Origin of the sequence: Stenotrophomonas pavanii, assembly GCF_900101175.1 — a bacterium.
In the GTDB taxonomy this organism is placed as follows: Bacteria; Pseudomonadota; Gammaproteobacteria; order Xanthomonadales; family Xanthomonadaceae; genus Stenotrophomonas; species Stenotrophomonas pavanii.
This window is the reverse complement of record NZ_FNFQ01000013.1, coordinates 49,999-64,994: the sequence shown is the minus strand read 5'-3', so window position 1 is coordinate 64,994 and position 14,996 is coordinate 49,999. Positions and strand designations below refer to the sequence as shown.

The 14,996-nt window shown below is 66.7% G+C and carries 18 protein-coding genes; 12 read left to right on the top strand and 6 right to left on the bottom strand.

Translation table 11 applies throughout. The features are described 5' to 3' along the window. Positions 1-203: 203 nt before the first annotated feature. Positions 204-491, top strand: coding sequence for a type II toxin-antitoxin system RelE/ParE family toxin (locus BLS66_RS18530; RefSeq protein WP_012478870.1), 288 nt, complete (start codon positions 204-206; stop codon positions 489-491). A gap of 58 nt (positions 492-549) precedes the next feature. Beyond that, entirely contained in the window at positions 550-852 is a 303-nt protein-coding gene (locus BLS66_RS18525) for an addiction module antidote protein (RefSeq protein ID WP_064237476.1), read from the top strand. A 57-nt stretch (positions 853-909) separates the two neighbouring features. On the opposite strand, the gene BLS66_RS18520 is transcribed toward BLS66_RS18525, so the two are convergent. Together BLS66_RS18520 and BLS66_RS18515 are read right to left on the bottom strand one after the other, a co-directional pair. After that, positions 910-1,233 carry a hypothetical protein gene (locus BLS66_RS18520; protein ID WP_074726504.1) on the bottom strand — a complete coding sequence of 108 codons (324 nt, stop codon included), beginning with the start codon at positions 1,231-1,233 and terminating at the stop codon, positions 910-912. Between the two features lie 80 nt (positions 1,234-1,313). After that, positions 1,314-1,721, bottom strand: coding sequence for a hypothetical protein (locus BLS66_RS18515; RefSeq protein WP_074726503.1), 408 nt, complete (start codon positions 1,719-1,721; stop codon positions 1,314-1,316). 597 nt (positions 1,722-2,318) lie between these two features. Between BLS66_RS18515 and BLS66_RS18510 the strand changes: the two genes are divergently transcribed. Then, entirely contained in the window at positions 2,319-3,089 is a 771-nt protein-coding gene (locus BLS66_RS18510) for a DUF3011 domain-containing protein (protein WP_074726502.1), read from the top strand. A 71-nt stretch (positions 3,090-3,160) separates the two neighbouring features. Here BLS66_RS18510 and BLS66_RS18505 read toward each other — a convergent pair whose 3' ends face one another. After that, positions 3,161-3,610: a hypothetical protein gene (locus BLS66_RS18505; RefSeq protein ID WP_057494455.1), complete on the bottom strand. Its 450-nt coding sequence runs from the start codon at positions 3,608-3,610 to the stop codon at positions 3,161-3,163. A gap of 275 nt (positions 3,611-3,885) precedes the next feature. Between BLS66_RS18505 and rocF the strand changes: the two genes are divergently transcribed. From rocF to BLS66_RS18490, 3 genes are all read left to right on the top strand, one after another. Further along, positions 3,886-4,806, top strand: a complete 921-nt coding sequence (gene rocF / locus BLS66_RS18500) for an arginase (protein ID WP_053461927.1) — start codon at positions 3,886-3,888, stop codon at positions 4,804-4,806. Between the two features lie 160 nt (positions 4,807-4,966). Continuing rightward, positions 4,967-5,104 carry an entericidin A/B family lipoprotein gene (locus tag BLS66_RS18495; RefSeq protein ID WP_014035659.1) on the top strand — a complete coding sequence of 46 codons (138 nt, stop codon included), beginning with the start codon at positions 4,967-4,969 and terminating at the stop codon, positions 5,102-5,104. Between the two features lie 203 nt (positions 5,105-5,307). Beyond that, on the top strand, positions 5,308-5,529 hold the full coding sequence (locus tag BLS66_RS18490) for a CsbD family protein (RefSeq protein WP_004153772.1): 222 nt from the start codon (positions 5,308-5,310) through the stop codon (positions 5,527-5,529). Between the two features lie 75 nt (positions 5,530-5,604). Here the strand turns inward: BLS66_RS18490 and BLS66_RS18485 are convergent, their stop codons facing one another. Continuing rightward, positions 5,605-6,402 carry a hypothetical protein gene (locus BLS66_RS18485; protein ID WP_074726501.1) on the bottom strand — a complete coding sequence of 266 codons (798 nt, stop codon included), beginning with the start codon at positions 6,400-6,402 and terminating at the stop codon, positions 5,605-5,607. 108 nt (positions 6,403-6,510) lie between these two features. Here BLS66_RS18485 and BLS66_RS18480 point away from each other — a divergent pair, with 108 nt between their 5' ends. From BLS66_RS18480 to BLS66_RS18465, 4 genes are all read left to right on the top strand, one after another. Further along, positions 6,511-7,803, top strand: coding sequence for a tryptophan--tRNA ligase (locus tag BLS66_RS18480; protein WP_074726500.1), 1,293 nt, complete (start codon positions 6,511-6,513; stop codon positions 7,801-7,803). Between the two features lie 166 nt (positions 7,804-7,969). Beyond that, positions 7,970-8,266 carry a hypothetical protein gene (locus BLS66_RS18475; protein ID WP_074726499.1) on the top strand — a complete coding sequence of 99 codons (297 nt, stop codon included), beginning with the start codon at positions 7,970-7,972 and terminating at the stop codon, positions 8,264-8,266. Between the two features lie 149 nt (positions 8,267-8,415). Beyond that, on the top strand, positions 8,416-9,348 hold the full coding sequence (locus BLS66_RS18470; RefSeq protein WP_074726498.1) for an MBL fold metallo-hydrolase: 933 nt from the start codon (positions 8,416-8,418) through the stop codon (positions 9,346-9,348). Positions 9,349-9,453: 105 nt separating this feature from the next. Beyond that, on the top strand, positions 9,454-11,106 hold the full coding sequence (locus BLS66_RS18465) for a M28 family metallopeptidase (protein ID WP_053461932.1): 1,653 nt from the start codon (positions 9,454-9,456) through the stop codon (positions 11,104-11,106). A gap of 166 nt (positions 11,107-11,272) precedes the next feature. Here the strand turns inward: BLS66_RS18465 and BLS66_RS18460 are convergent, their stop codons facing one another. Together BLS66_RS18460 and BLS66_RS18455 are read right to left on the bottom strand one after the other, a co-directional pair. Continuing rightward, complete coding sequence (locus tag BLS66_RS18460; RefSeq protein WP_074726526.1) at positions 11,273-11,569, bottom strand: hypothetical protein; 297 nt, start codon at positions 11,567-11,569, stop codon at positions 11,273-11,275. Positions 11,570-11,636: 67 nt separating this feature from the next. Continuing rightward, complete coding sequence (locus BLS66_RS18455; RefSeq protein ID WP_049468673.1) at positions 11,637-12,971, bottom strand: MFS transporter; 1,335 nt, start codon at positions 12,969-12,971, stop codon at positions 11,637-11,639. A gap of 224 nt (positions 12,972-13,195) precedes the next feature. Between BLS66_RS18455 and yedA the strand changes: the two genes are divergently transcribed. Together yedA and rarD are read left to right on the top strand one after the other, a co-directional pair. Continuing rightward, positions 13,196-14,101 (top strand): drug/metabolite exporter YedA, encoded by a 906-nt coding sequence (yedA, locus tag BLS66_RS18450; protein ID WP_049468675.1) that lies wholly within the window; start codon positions 13,196-13,198, stop codon positions 14,099-14,101. Beyond that, positions 14,098-14,994: an EamA family transporter RarD gene (gene rarD / locus BLS66_RS18445; protein WP_053461935.1), complete on the top strand. Its 897-nt coding sequence runs from the start codon at positions 14,098-14,100 to the stop codon at positions 14,992-14,994. The genes yedA and rarD overlap by 4 nt, the downstream gene beginning before the upstream one ends. The last annotated feature ends 2 nt before the right edge of the window (positions 14,995-14,996 follow it).

Genomic DNA, 14,996 nt, shown 5'->3' with positions numbered 1-14,996 from the left:
TCTTGAATCTAGCACAGCGTTCTGTGAGTACGGATCGGGTTCCCGTGAAAAATGAGCTACTGAAGACGCACCCGGTTCCACTTTCCAGTTTAAAAAACGGGGCGTCAGCTGCGAGGGAGGGAACATCAGACGGAAGGCCGAGCACACCTCCATGCGGGCAATCCGATAGTTGAAAGACTGTAGCCTTTAGGCTACAGTCCTCCATGAAGATCCAGCGTACCCGTCAGTTCGCGACATGGATTGACGCTCTCAAGGACGTAACTGCACGCGCTCGCATCCTGGCCCGCATCGGTCGGCTCGCCGAAGGCCATCCGGGTGATCACCGCTATCTGGGGGACGGTATTTCCGAACTGCGTATCGATGCAGGGCCGGGCTACCGCCTGTACTACACCCAGCGCGGCAGGCAGTTGCTGATTCTTTTGGTCGGAGGTGACAAAAGCTCACAGCAACGCGATATCGAAAAGGCCAGGGAGATTGCGCGTGCCCTGTGAGCGTCGAACCGGCTGTAGTCGAAACGAATCAATACCGAAGTACTGGAGCTGTTCCATCATGGCCACTAAGAAAAAAGTCGAACTCAAAGCATTTGATGTGGCCGAACATCTTCGGACACCCGAAGAAATGGCCGCCTATCTCGACGCCTGCATCGACGAAAGCGACGGCGATTCCGCGTTCATCGCCAAGGCGCTCGGCGACATCGCGCGCGCTCAGGGTATGAGCAAGGTTGCGCGCGCGGCGGGCCTGTCGCGCGAGAGTCTTTACCGCGCACTGTCCGGCGAACGCAGCCCCGATTTCGCCACCATCCTGAAGGTGACCCGTGCCTTGGGTGTGCGCCTGCATGCCAGTGCTGTGTGAGGCATCAAGGCGCTGAGCTCCACTTCCGTCGCTCCAAGAAGTCCGGTGCGATCAGCCTCAATCAATCCGAATGATGCGGATCAACCCTCTTGTTGACGATCCGTCTCCGAAGGCAGCCACCGTGCCACAAGGAAATGCCTCTTTCGCACCGTCATGGTTGATGAAGGAGATCGTGCAGTGTGCCCTCGTTCCAGGCGTGATGCGGGTGATGGCTCTGTCATTCAAGGCGAAGCTGTACCACATGAGTTCAGGGCTTATCGAGAGCGCCATGGGGCGTGCGGTGGAGGCGATCATCTCGGCAACAGCGCCGCCGCGCGAATCCACTTCGTCCAGCCGCAGTTCAACGAGGACAGGTTTCAGGTTTGGGTAGGGTGTGCTCATCCCAGCAGCGGGTCTGCCTGATTCGTTGGCCGGGGTTGCGACGTGTTGAACCTGTGCGTTGGGGATGCCAACGTTGCGCATTATTGAGCCCCGCCCACCTGCAACGCCACATACTCCGCCAGCCCCCGGCAGGCCAGCATCAGTCCTTCGCGCGTGCCGTCGCCGATGTCGTCTTTCTCTTCCCCGTCCACGCGCACGCGCTCGGCGGCGTGGTACAGCTCCAACAGCGACACCAAACCCACCGCAGCGCGGTCCCGGCGTGCGGCGGCCACGGCCTGGCCGGGTGTGCTGGCGGGCCCCGTCCACGGCTGTCCATCGGCGGCATCACCGGCGCGGATGCGCTGCAGGCAGCTGGGCAGGTTGATGGACGCAGGCGCTTCGTTCGCAGCGGCGAAAGCGGCTTCCAATGGCTGCGCCAGTTCAGGTGGCAGGCGCAGAGCCGCCTCGCCGAGGGTGGCGGTCAGGTAGGGGTGGTTGGTTCTGGACATGCGGGCATCCTCGTCAGGAACAGAGGTGCCGCCATGATAGGGTGGCGGGCGATACGTGGTTTCCAATCCCGGGACTGAATGAGCCGGTGGGCACGAGGCCCCCACGCACCGCCCGCCGTCGATCGGCGAACGGATTGCCAGCCGGCGTCGCACCTGGGAAGGACGACGCCGGCTGGCAAGCGTATACAGCTTTCAGTCTTCGGGTTGGAAATCCCGGCCACCTCGCTGAAGGCGGCGATTCATCATGCGCAGGCGAAATCCCCGCCTGCCAGTCGTTTGTTTCGATGGCATCGGGCGATCTGAAAGGAAAAATGAATTATCGCGTTTGGCCTGTTTCGAGCAGTGCAAAGCCAGAAACGACAGTTCGTGCGGTGCCGCAGCCCACGATACATCCGGCTGTGCCATCGCTGTCGCACCGCCCATCGCGGCTCACGACGTAAAGCTGGCTTAACCGCCCCGGCAGGCCTCCAAGGACACCCTAGCAGACCTGAATCCCCACGCGCGCCACCGGTTCTTGCTATCCCTCACGGAAAGTCCGCCACTGCCCATCGCATACTGCCGCCACAGGCCCACCCCGGGCCCCTTAGGGATCCGATCATGCGTCGCCACGCCCTGCCGCTCGCCGCCTTACTGTTGTCCACCGCTTTCGTGGCCCCGGCCATGGCTGCCGTGCCGTTCTTCAACGCCAGCTGCCCGGGCGGCATCGACGTGCACGCCGACGAAGGCGGCCCGGTCTACGTGCAGGGCCGCGAGGCGGCGCTCAAGCGCTTCAACGACCTCTATTTCGAAGCACGCGATGCCAACAGCGGCATCACCCTGTCGATCAGCCGCAGCGATGACGGCACGCCGCAGATCAGCTATACCGGCCGTGGCGGCGCCAATGGCATCTGCCAGGTCAGTGCTCGCGGCACACCCGCGCCCGCCGCAAGTGGCGCGCAATCTCACGCCGCCGCCGGTGGCGATGCCGCGCTACCGCGCGAAGTTACCTGCGAATCCACTGACGAGCAGCAGGTGTCGTGCGATCTGAATACCCGCGGCAATGTGGAAATCGTGCGCCAGCTCAGCCGCACCCGCTGCGAGGAAGGCAAGAACTGGGGCCTGTCGCGGCACTCGGTGTGGGTCAATGGTGGATGCCGCGCGGTGTTCCGCAACGTGTCTTCGGTGACCACCCCGGCGCCGGCGGGCGATACCGCGTTGGGCGCGTGCAACATGCGCAAGGGCGCTCAGGGCGCACTGGTCACCCAGATGCCGGTGGGCAGCGATTACCAGGAACTGATCATCGATTATCCCGATGGCCGTTTCCTGTGCATGATGCGCAACAGCGGCCAGGTGCAGAGCCTGACGCCGGTTCGCCGCCGCGGTGGTTGAAGCGCAGCGGCACATTCGGCCTTGGCGTATGTCCGGAACGGGGCAACGCAGCACGCATTGCCCCTGTCCCGCTATTGCTGATTCACCGGGTCATTGCCCTTCTTGTAGGAGTACCCGGTGACATCCCAGCCGCCGCCATGGCCGGATGAGGGTTCCACCCAGGTGAATTCCCACGTCTGGATGGAGCCATCGGGAAGCAGGTTCTCCACCCGGTAGATCTCACCGGGAATGCCCTGCTCCGGCAGCTTTCCCGGAATCGATTCATCCGCGCGTGCAGACGCGCGCCCCACCGAGAATGCACGCCGTTCCACCTGCACGTTGCCGTAGCCCTGCGGGGCGAACGACGGCTTTACCCGTTGCGCCACCCAGTCGAGCACCTGGCGTGCGCTCGCCGTCTGCATGGGATACGCGTCGGTGGTCACCGTATGCGTGATGCGTTGCGAGGAGGCACTGGCCGCTGCCGGAATCAGTCCGCCCAGGGCAATTGCCAGTACCGCAAGTCCATTGAGTGCATGCTTCATGCGCGTGGTGCTCCATGATCGAGGAAGTGAGGCGGCACCTTCAGGGTGCCTGCGCAGGGTGGAGACAACGGCAGCCTAGCGTAAGAGGCGAATCCGACCGGGATGTGAGGTGGATCGCGGAAGGTCCAATTCCTGACGACCCAGCGCTGGAATGCCTGACCGGATACGGCTGCCAGGCTGCGGCGATCTGGCCCATGCCCTGCTGCACCGCCGCGAGTGGTGTCACACAGCTCTGGCTAGACTGTGCTTCTTTTTCCGCACCGCAGGAGGCACCCATGGCCCATCCCATTTCCGTATCCCTGATTGGCGTTCCCACCGATGTCGGTGCGGGCCATCGCGGTGCACGGCTGGGGCCGGAGGCGCTGCGCGTGGCGGGCCTGCCGGAGGCACTGGAAGCGCGCGGTGTGGACGTTCGTGACGTGGGCAACCTGGATGGCCCGCGCAACCCGTGGACTGCGCCGGTGCAAGGCTACCGCCACCTTGATGAGGTGGTGGCCTGGAACCACGCATTGATGGAAGCCAGCTACGCCGAACTGCAGGCCGGCCGCATGCCCATCATGCTCGGCGGCGACCACTGCCTGGGCATCGGTTCGATCACCGCCGTCGCGCGGTGGTGCCGCGAGCAGGGGAAGAATCTGCGCGTGCTGTGGCTGGATGCGCATTCGGACTTCAATACCAGCGATGTCACCCCGTCGGGCAACATCCACGGCATGCCGGTGGCCTGCCTGTGCGGGCTCGGCCCGGAGGCGCTGACCCACCTGGGCGGCAGCGCCCCGGCGATCACCCCGGCGCAGATGCACCAGATCGGCATCCGCTCGGTGGACCCGGAGGAAAAGCGCCTGATCAAGACCCACAAGGTCGATGTGTACGACATGCGCTACATCGACGAAAACGGCATGAAGCGCGCGGTGGAAGCGGCGCTGGCCGGCATCGATGAGAACACCCACCTGCATGTCAGCTTCGACGTCGACTTCCTCGACCCCAGCATCGCACCGGGCGTGGGCACCACGGTGCCGGGCGGGGTGAACTACCGCGAGGCGCAGCTGGTGATGGAGATGATCGCCGACACCGGGCGGATGGGATCGCTGGACATCGTCGAGCTCAACCCCTTGCTGGACAAGCAGAATGCCACCGCCGAACTGGCCGTGGACCTGGTCGAAAGCCTGTTCGGCAAGTCCACCCTGATGCGCGACTGAGGGCCTGGCCTGAACGGATCGCTGATCCGTTCACACCCGCTCCACGCCGCTGCCGCCAGATTGCACGTCACGCGGCGGTGGTGGCAGTGCGCCCTCCCGCCGAGCGACAGAACCCCATCCGCGAATGAAGCGGTGTAGCGGCGAACCCAAGGAGAAGCCCATGAAGCGCGTAGTTGCCCTGATGCTGTTGTCGATGTTCTCGGTGGCCCTGCTGGCCGGTTGCAATACCGTTGCCGGTGCCGGCAAGGACGTGCAGAAGGCCGGTGAAAAGGTTGAGGACGCCGCCAAGGGCAAGTGAGCCCGGCGCGGGTTGGAAAACGAAAAGGCCGGGGATCTCCCCGGCCTTTTTTCTGCGCGACGTCCACTGCATGGGTGTCGAAGCGGAGTGAACCATTCAAGCAGGTGAGCATGCATTTCATTGCGGGTTGACCGCTGCTCAACAGCCGCTGCGGGAAGCTGCAACCACGGTAAGAACGCCGTTGCAACCAAGGACTCCCAGCAATGAACAAAGACATCATTTCCGGCAAGTGGTCGCAGCTGAAGGGCAAGGCGCAGGCCAAGTGGGGCGATCTGACCAACGACGACTTCGACGTGGCCGAAGGCAATGCCGAGTATCTGGCCGGCCGCCTGCAGGAACGTTATGGCTGGGCCAAGGACCGCGCTGAGAAGGAAGTCCGTGAGTTCCAGGACGCAGTGAGCAAGGACTATCCGGACTACAAGTAAGCGCTGACCGCTTACCCCCACAGCACGACGCCCGCACCATCAGGTTGCGGGCGTTGTGCTGTCTGGGCCGGGCGATCAGCGCGCCGGCGGGTCCGGGACATAGCGGTTGGGGAAGGCCTGCGGTTCGCGCGGCAGGCGCGAGGGCGAGTCCACCAGGATGCCGCGCGCACGCAGGTTGCGGGCGCTGTCGTAGCGCAGCTGCAGCACCTGGGCCGGGCTGCGGCTGGCGCGCTCGAAGTCGGTGTCGCGCACCGAGGACTGTTCGCGCGCACCGTGGCCGGTACCCAGCGCCGGGGCCTGCGATCTGCTGGCATGGCCGTCGATGCGGCTGGCACTGGCATCGGCGGCCGCTTCGGCCTGAGCGGCCGGCGCCGGCAATGGCAGGCCACGGCGCAGGATGGGCTCGGGGCGCCAGCGACGGGCCTCTTCGAACACCGCCACGCCGACCACGCCGATGTTGTCCGGGCGGCCGGTGCGGCTGGCATAGCTGCCGCTGGGGCTGCTGAACACGAACTGCGCAACTTCGTCCTGGCTCTTGCGCCAGCCGGTGATGTCGGCGCGCTGGCCGGGATTGAGCACGTAGCCGGTCTGCGAGGGATCGGCATCCTCGCCGGAGATGGCGTTGATGCCGTCCACCGACAGCACCACCAGCACCCGGCGCGGGCTGTCGTTGTACAGCCGCACGGCGTAGCGGTGGCCGCGCTCGCCGGCTACCCAGCGCTGGCCGTCGGCGGGGTAGCTGCGCAGTTCGGTGCCGCGGTCGCGGTCGACCAGGGTCATGCGCACCGGGCCGCCCTCGTAGGCCGGCGGCGGCGGTGCCGGGCGGAAGCCGGCCAGGGGCAGGATCAGCAGCAGGGGCAGCAGGCGTTTCATCGGGCGTCTCCAGCGGGGTTGGGTGAATGAACGCGCCGCCGGCCCTGACGGGGTTGGCCGCCGGCACGGTAAACTGGCCCCGTTCATCGAAGGTTTCCCCACGCAGTCATGACGACCCGAGTCCTTACCGGCATCACCCCCTCCGGCACGCCCCACCTGGGCAACTACGTTGGCGCCATCCGTCCGGCCATCGCGGCCAGCCGCGCGCCGGGGATCGAGAGCTTCTTCTTCCTGGCCGACCTGCACAGCCTGATCAAGTCGCAGGACCCGCAGCGCACCCAGCGCGCGACCCTGGAGATCGCAGCCAGCTGGCTGGCCTGTGGCCTGGACCCGGAACACGTGTGGTTCTACCGCCAGAGCGACATCCGCGAGACCACCGAGCTGATGTGGTTCCTGACCGCCATCGCCAGCAAGGGCATCCTCAACCGCGCGCATGCCTACAAGGCAGCGGTGGACAAGAACCGCGAGGAAGGCCTGGACGAGGACGCAGGCGTCAGCGCCGGCTTGTTCATGTACCCGGTGCTGATGGCCGCCGACATCCTGATCTTCAAGGCCAACCAGGTACCGGTGGGCCGTGACCAGATCCAGCACATCGAGATGGCGCGCGATTTCGCCCAGCGCTTCAACCACGTGTATGGCAAGGAGTACTTCCCGCTGCCGGACGTGGTGATCGACGAGCAGGTGGCGACGCTGGCCGGCCTGGATGGCCGCAAGATGAGCAAGAGCTACCACAACACTATTCCGCTGTTCGTGCCGCGCGAGGAGCTGAAGAAGCTGGTGTTCTCGATCCTGACCGACTCGCGCGCGCCGGGTGAGCCGAAGGACACCGAAGGCTCGGCGCTGTTCCAGATGTACCAGGCGTTCGCCACGCCGGAACAGACCGCAGCGTTCGCCAAGGCGTTCGCCGCCGGCATCAGCTGGGGCGACGCCAAGCAGCAGCTGTTCGAGCGCATCGACAGCGAACTGTCGCCGCTGCGCGAGCGCTACAACGCGCTTATGGCCGAGCCGGAGAAGATCGAAGCGCTGCTCAAGCGCCGTGGCCAGCAGCTGCGCGAGCAGCTGGCGGCGCCGCTGCTGGAAGAACTGCGCCACGCCGTGGGCCTGCGCGACCTGTCCACGGCAGGCGACATCGCCAGCGAAGATGCCGGCGTGGCCCGCGTGGCGCCGCCGCAGTTCAAGCAGTACCGTGAGAAGGACGGCCGGTTCTACTTCAAGCTGACCGCCGGTGACGGCACGCTGCTGATCCAGAGCGAAGGCTTCGATTCGCCGCGTGATGCCGGCCAGCTGATTGCCGTGATCAAGCAGGCCGAGCAGGGCGACCAGCTGCAGAGCGAGCTGTTCAAGCTGGACGCCGAGGTGGACGCGGTGCTGGCCGCGCTGGCCTTGCTGCGCGAAGACTAAAGGTCGTGCCGGCCGCTGGCCGGCATTTGCATGGGAAACGCCGGCCAGCGGCCGGCACTACCACGGTATTTGCATAGGGAACGCCGGCCAGCGGCCGGCACGACCCGCCAACGAAGGTCATGGCATGATGTCCGCGCGCCGCCGGCGCGATGACATGGAGTCTGCGATGGCCTGGTTGTCGCTGCTGCTGTTCCTGCCTTGGTTCCTGCTGCTGGGCGGCCTGTACTGGCTGTTCCCGCGCCAGCCGCGCAGCGTGCGGCGGCGCCTGTTCGACGGTACTACCTTGGTACTGGCTTTCGCGCTGAGCATCGTGTCGATGCTGTGGGGCTACCGTATCGGCGTGGTGCAACCCGGTGCCGGCCCGATCTGGCCGCAGGTGCTGGCGGTGCTGTACGCCTACGGCGCATTCCTGGCGGTGCTGGTGCTGGCCCTGCTGCTGTGGCCACGCTGGCTGCACCGGTAGTGCCGGCCGCTGGCCGGCAACGGCATTCAACGGGCTGCCCCGAGGTTGCCGGCCAGCGGCCGGCACTACCCGACCAAAGCCGCATCGAACCCGGGCCGCCCGCGCGCCTACCATGGGTGTCTGTTCCCGATCCTGCCAGGTGCGTGCCGATGACCGCCGACCCCAGCATCCACACCATCGATACCGGCTTCCAGCGCCCCGACTTCGACGCGGCCTACCTGATCGTTGAAAACGGCCGCGCCGCGTTCGTTGACTGCGGCACCGGGCTGTCAGTGCCGGCCATGCTGCAGGCGCTGGCCGACGCCGGCCTGGGCGTGGATGCGGTGGACTGGCTGCTGCTCACGCACGTGCACCTGGACCACGCCGGCGGTGCGGGCCTGCTGATGCAGCAGCTGCCGAACGCGAAAGCGGTGCTGCACCCGCGCGGTGCACCGCACATGATCGACCCGACCCGGCTGATTGCCGGTGCCACGGCGGTGTACGGCGCCGAGGAAATCGCGCGCAGCTATGGCCGCATCGAACCGATTCCCGCGCAGCGCGTCGTGGTGGCTGAAGATGGCCACCGCATCGACCTGGCCGGTCGCGAGCTGGTGCTGCTGCACACGCCGGGCCATGCGCTGCACCACTATTGCGTGTGGGATGCGCGCAGCCGCAGCTGGTTCACCGGCGATACGTTCGGCATCTCCTACCGCGAGCTGGACAGCGCGCAGGGCGCTTTCATCTTCCCCACCTCCTCGCCGGTGCAGTTCGACCCGGAGGCGATGAAGGTCTCGATCCGGCGCATGTTGGGCTACGCGCCGCAGGCGATGTACCTGACCCACTATGGGCGCGTGGGACAGGTGGAGAAACTGGCCGACGACCTGTTTGAACAGATCGATGCGATGGCGGCCATCGGCCGCCAGTGCGACGGCCGGCCTGACCGCCACCGCTGCCTGCTGGCGGCGTTGCAGGCACTGTACCTGGAACGTGCACAGCTGCATGGCTGTGCGCTGGACGATGCGGCGGTGACTGCGGTGCTGGCGATGGACATCGAACTCAACGCGCAGGGCCTGGCCTGCTGGCTGGACCGCATCCGCCCGTAAAGCCCCGCCATGCGTGGATGAGGGGGACCAACGCTGCGCCGTGATGTCACGTCCACGTTACACTCTGGTGACTTCCAAGCTAGCCGTGGTATTGCCGTGAATCCGATGCGCGTGTTGCTGCTGTCGTCCTGCCTGTTTGTCGGTGGCCTGGCCCATGCGGCCAATGACCTGCCAGGTGGCGGCATCGATCCGCAGGCGCTGTCTCGCCATGTGCAGGTGCTGGCGTCGGATGAATTCGAGGGCCGCGCGCCGGCCACCGAGGGCGAAGAGCGCACGGTGCAGTACCTGATCGAGCAGTTCCGCAGCTACGGGCTGCAGCCGGGCGGCGTGGATGGCAGCTGGGTGCAGCCGGTGCCGTTGGTGCGCGCGCAGCTGGACGGCCCGGCCAAGGCCAGCCTGGCGCTGAAGCAGGGCCGCCGCGCGCTGACCAACGGCGTGGACGTGACCCTGCAGAGCCTGCAGCCGCGCAAGCGCGTGCAGATCAAGGAGGCACCGCTGGTGTTCGTCGGTTACGGCATCGATGCGCCGGAACGCCACTGGAACGACTACAAGGACGTGGACCTGCACGGCAAGATCGCCGTGGTGCTGATCAACGATGCTGATTTCGAGGCCGATGCGCCGGGCGCGTTCGACGGCAAGGCGGTGACCTACTACGGCCGCTGGACCTACAAGTTCGAGGAAGCCGCACGCCGTGGTGCCGAAGGCGTGCTGATCGTGCACGAGACCGCGCCGGCCGCGTATGGCTGGGCCACGGTGAAGAGCTCGGGCACCTCGCCGCTGTTCGACATCGAGCGCGGCCAGGCCGAAGCGATGGCGCAGCACACGCCGCTGCGTGGCTGGATGCAGCGCGAGCTGGCCGAGGCGATCTTCGCCGACGCCGGCCTCGACTTCGATGCGGAGAAGCGCAAGGCGATGCGCGCCGACTTCCGCCCGGTGGCACTGGACAACGCCAAGCTCAGCGTGGATTTCGCGCTGAAGCGCGAGCAGGTGGTCACCCGCAACGTGGTGGCCAAGCTGCCCGGTGGCGAGCATGGCGACGAGGCGGTGATCTTTTCCGCGCACTGGGATGCCTTCGGCATCGGCCAGCCCGACGCCAAGGGGGACCGCATCCGCCGCGGTGCGATCGACAACGCCACCGGCGTGGCCACGGTGCTGGAGCTGGGTCGGGTGTTCGCTGCCGGCCCGCAGCCGCAGCGCACGCTGTACTTCGTGGCGCTGACCGCTGAAGAGAAGGGCCTGCTGGGGGCCAGCTACTATGCTGCGCACCCGCTGGCGCCGCTGGACAAAACCGCCGCGGTGCTGAACATCGAGATGTTCAGCCCGGATGGCCCGACCCGCGACATCGCGTCGTGGGGCAAGGGCCGGGTGTCGCTGGAAGGCGACCTGGAACGCGTGGCCAAGGCCCGCGGCCGCAGCTACAGCCCGGACCCGAACCTGGAAGCCGGCTTCTTCTACCGCGCCGACCACTTCGCCTTCGCCCGCCTGGGCGTGCCGGCGATCACCATCGGCCCGGGCCTGGACAAGCTGGACGGTGGGGTTGAAGCCGGCCGCGCGCTGCGCGAGAAGTACTTCGCCGACTGCTACCACCAGGCCTGCGATGCCTGGACGCCGAGCTGGGACCCGAGCGGCCACGCCGCCGACACCCTGCTGGTCTACGACCTGGGTGCGGAGCTGGCCAACAGCCGCCGCTGGCCCACGTGGGAAAAGGAATCGGAGTTCCGCAGCGCGCGTGACAAGAGCGAAGCGGCCCGCCGCTGAGGTAGTGCCGGCCGCTGGCCGGCAACTCGCTGCTCTTCCCGGAGGTTCATGAGGTTGCCGGCCAGCGGCCGGTACTACCGAAAGAAGGTGGCGTTGCCGGCCAGCGGCCGGCACTACCAAAGGAATGTGGAGGTGTCGGCCAGCGGCCGGCACCATCGGGTGTTCGTCAGCGCCGGCGCAGCAGCTTCCAGGCGGCCCAGCCACTGACGGCGAGCGCTGCCAGATAGCACGCCACCATCGTACGCAGGCCGACCAGCGATCCGCCGTTGACGCCGCGATGCAGGCGCAACTGCAGCGAGCTGTGGCCGCTGCCCAGGTCCACTGCCAGCTGCAGCGCCAGCGCGACGCAGAACACCAGCAGGGCAATCCCGAAACCGATGCGTGGCCATGCGGCCTGTGCGCTGGGGCGGCGCAGCAGCCAGGCCAGTGCCGTGGCTTCGGCCAGCGTCGCCGCGATCCACATCAACGGGGCGGCGGGAGAAGCCGCGGCCACCGGCAGTGCACCGGTGGCCGCGATCACGGCAGCGCGCTTACTTGCGGGTGCCGTCGAGCCAGTTCGGGCCCTTGTTGGTGAGGAAGAACACATAGACCACCAACGATACCGCGATCGTGGCAGTCACGTAGATGGCGAACCAGTCGACGTGGCCGGTCTTCAGCGCGCCCTGGTACAGCAGCGGGGCGGTGCCGCCGAACAGCGAGTTGGCCAGCGCATAGCCCAGGCCCACGCCCAGTGCACGCACGTGGGTGGGGAACAGTTCGGCCTTCACCACCGCGTTGATCGAGGTGTAGCCGGTGAGGATGACGAAGGCCAGCGCCAGGGTCAGGAAGGCCAGGGTGGCATTATGCTGGTGCGGCAGCTGGGTGATCAGGTACCAGCTGTACAGCACGCCGCCGACGCCGAAGAACACCAGCAGGGTCTTGCGGCCGATGATGTCCGACAGCCAGCCACCGACCGGCTGCAGCACCATCAGGAACGCCAGCACGCCCAGGTTGATCAGGGTGCCGGTCATCGGATCGTTGCCGGCGAAGGCGCTCTGGATCATCTTCGGGCCGTTCACCGAGTAGGTGTAGAAGGCCACGGTGCCGCCGGCGGTGATCAGGAAGCACAGCAGCAACGGCCGCCACTGGTGCACGAACAGCTCGTACATGGAGCCGGACTTCTGCGCCTTGCCCTCGCGCGCAGCTTCGATCGACGACTCCGACAGCGACTCGTCCATGCCCCGGCGCAGCCAGAACACCACCACCGCGGCGATGCCGCCGATGCCGAAGGCGATGCGCCAGCCCCACTCGGAGATCTCCGGCTTGCCCCAGAAGGTCAGCATCAGCAGCAGGGTCAGCTGGGCCAGCACATGGCCGCCGACCAGGGTGACGTAGTGGAAGGAGGACAGGAAGCCGCGTCGGCCGGGAATGGCAGCCTCGGACATGTAGGTGGCGCTGGCGCCGTACTCGCCGCCGGTGGCGAAGCCCTGCAGCAGGCGCGCGAACAGCAGGATCACGGCCGCCCAGATGCCGATGCTGGCGGCGGTGGGGGTGACGGCGATCAGGAACGAACACAGCGCCATCAGCGTGACCGAGACGGTCAGCGCCAGGCGGCGGCCGTGGCGGTCGGCGAAGCGGCCGAAGAACCAGGCGCCGATCGGGCGCATCAGGAAGGTCGCTGCGAAGATCGCCCACACGTACATCGTGGAGTTCTTGTCGTCCGGCGAGAAGAACTGCGATTCGAAGTACACGGCGAACACCGAGTACACGTAGACGTCGTACCACTCCACCAGGTTGCCGGCGGAGCCTTTGAGTGTGTTGGAGATCGACCGGCGCAGGGCGGCGCGGTCGTTGGCGGGGACGGCGGGTTGGGACGTGGTGCTCATCTGGGTGGAAATCCTCGATGCGGCGCGTCCGTGCGCAGGGAAAACGGCGCACGGTCATCGGGACGGCGCGACCGGGCAGCCTTCTTGGTACTGCATCGGCCGTCAACACGGGGTAGCAGACCAGCGCAGGGTGCATGGATGGATGACAGCGTGCCACCGTACGGGGTGCCGGACCATACTCAAAACGTCCTAGAATCCGCCTTCCCCCGGCTCCCTGGTGTGTCATGTCGGCTCCCCCCTCTTCGTCTGCGGCTGCCCCCCGGGGTGGCCTTGTCGCGCTGGCGCTGCTGCTGGTCTATGTGGTGTGGGGCTCGACCTACCTGGGCATCGCCAAGGCCCTGCATGGCGGCGCGCTGCCGCTGACGATGGTGTCCGGCAGCCGCTTCATCGTCGCGGGCGGCCTGATGTTCCTGGCGCTGCGCCTGTTCTGGAAGCTGCCCAACCCGACACTGCGGCAGTGGCGCAACCTGGTCATCATGGGCGTGACCATGCTGGTGCTGGGCAACGGCATGGTGGTGCTGGCCGAGCGTGAGGTGTCCTCGGGCCTGGCCGCCACCGCGGTGGCCTCGGTGCCGCTGTGGATGGCACTGTTCTCGGCGTTGCGCGGCCAGCACGCCAGCCGCGGTGAATGGCTGGGCATCGCCATCGGCTTCCTCGGTGTGGTCTGGCTCAATGCAGGCAGCAGCCTGACCGCTTCGCCGACCGGGCTGGTGCTGCTGCTGATCGCGCCGATCGGCTGGGCCTTCGGTTCGGTGTGGGCACGCGGGCTGGACCTGCCGGGCCCGTTCATGACGGCGGCCGGGCAGATGATCTGCGGTGGCGTGCTGCTGGTGCTGATCGGGCTGGCGGTCGGCGAGCGCCCGACCACGCTGCCCGATACCGGTGGCCTGCTGGCGATGGCCTACCTGTGCGTGTTCGGCTCCATCGTCGCGTTCACCGCCTACGTGTGGCTGCTGCAGAACGTGCGCCCGGCGCTCGCGGGCAGCTACGCGTATGTCAATCCGGTGATCGCGGTGCTGCTGGGCGCACTGCTCAACGGTGAACGCTTCGGCTGGCGCGACCTGCTGGCGATGGCGGTGATTCTCCTGGGTGTGGTGGTATTGACGATGGCAAGGACGCGCAAGAAATGAGCATGGACGAGAAAGAACAGCGCCGGGGCCTGCTGGTCACGGCCTCCACCTTCGTCATCTGGGGCCTGGTGCCGGTGTACTGGCACCTGCTCAATGAGGTGCCGTCGTTCCAGATCATCGCCCACCGCATCATCTGGAGCACCGTGCTGGTGCTGGGCTGGCTGCTGCTCAGCGCACGCCTGGGCTGGTGGCGGAAGATCGCCGCGCAGCCGCGCGCGCTGCCGATCCTGCTGGTCTCGAGCCTGACCATCGCGTTCAACTGGGGCCTGTACATCTGGGCGGTCAACGCCGGCCATGTGATCGAGACCAGCCTGGGCTATTTCATCAACCCGCTGGTGAACGTGCTGCTGGGCGTGCTGGTACTGAAGGAGCGGCTGCGCCGCCTGCAGTGGGTGGCGGTGGCGATGGCGGCGGTGGGCGTGGCGTGGCTGACCATCGACGCCGGCACGCCGCCGTGGATCGCGTTGGGCCTGGCCTGTTCGTTCGGCCTGTATGGGCTGCTGCGCAAGCTGGTCTCGGTCGACCCGGTGGCGGGGCTGGGCGTGGAGAGCATGTACCTGTTCCTGCCGGCGCTGGCCTTTGCGATCTGGGCCGAGAACGGCCATGGCGGCGCGTTCTTCCATGGCTGGGGCTGGCGCAACGACCTGCTGCTGATCTTCGGTGGCGTAGTGACTGCTGTTCCATTGATCGGCTTTGCCTACGGTGTGAAGCGCATTCCGCTGTCACTGGTCGGCATCCTCCAGTACATCGCACCGAGCCTGCAGCTGCTGCTGGGCGTGTTCTTCTTTCACGAAGCGTTCGATACCGCCAAGGCGATCGGCTTTGCCGCGATCTGGGCCGGCCTGATCCTGTTCGTCGGCGACAACATCCGCACGATGCGCGCCAAGCGGTAGCG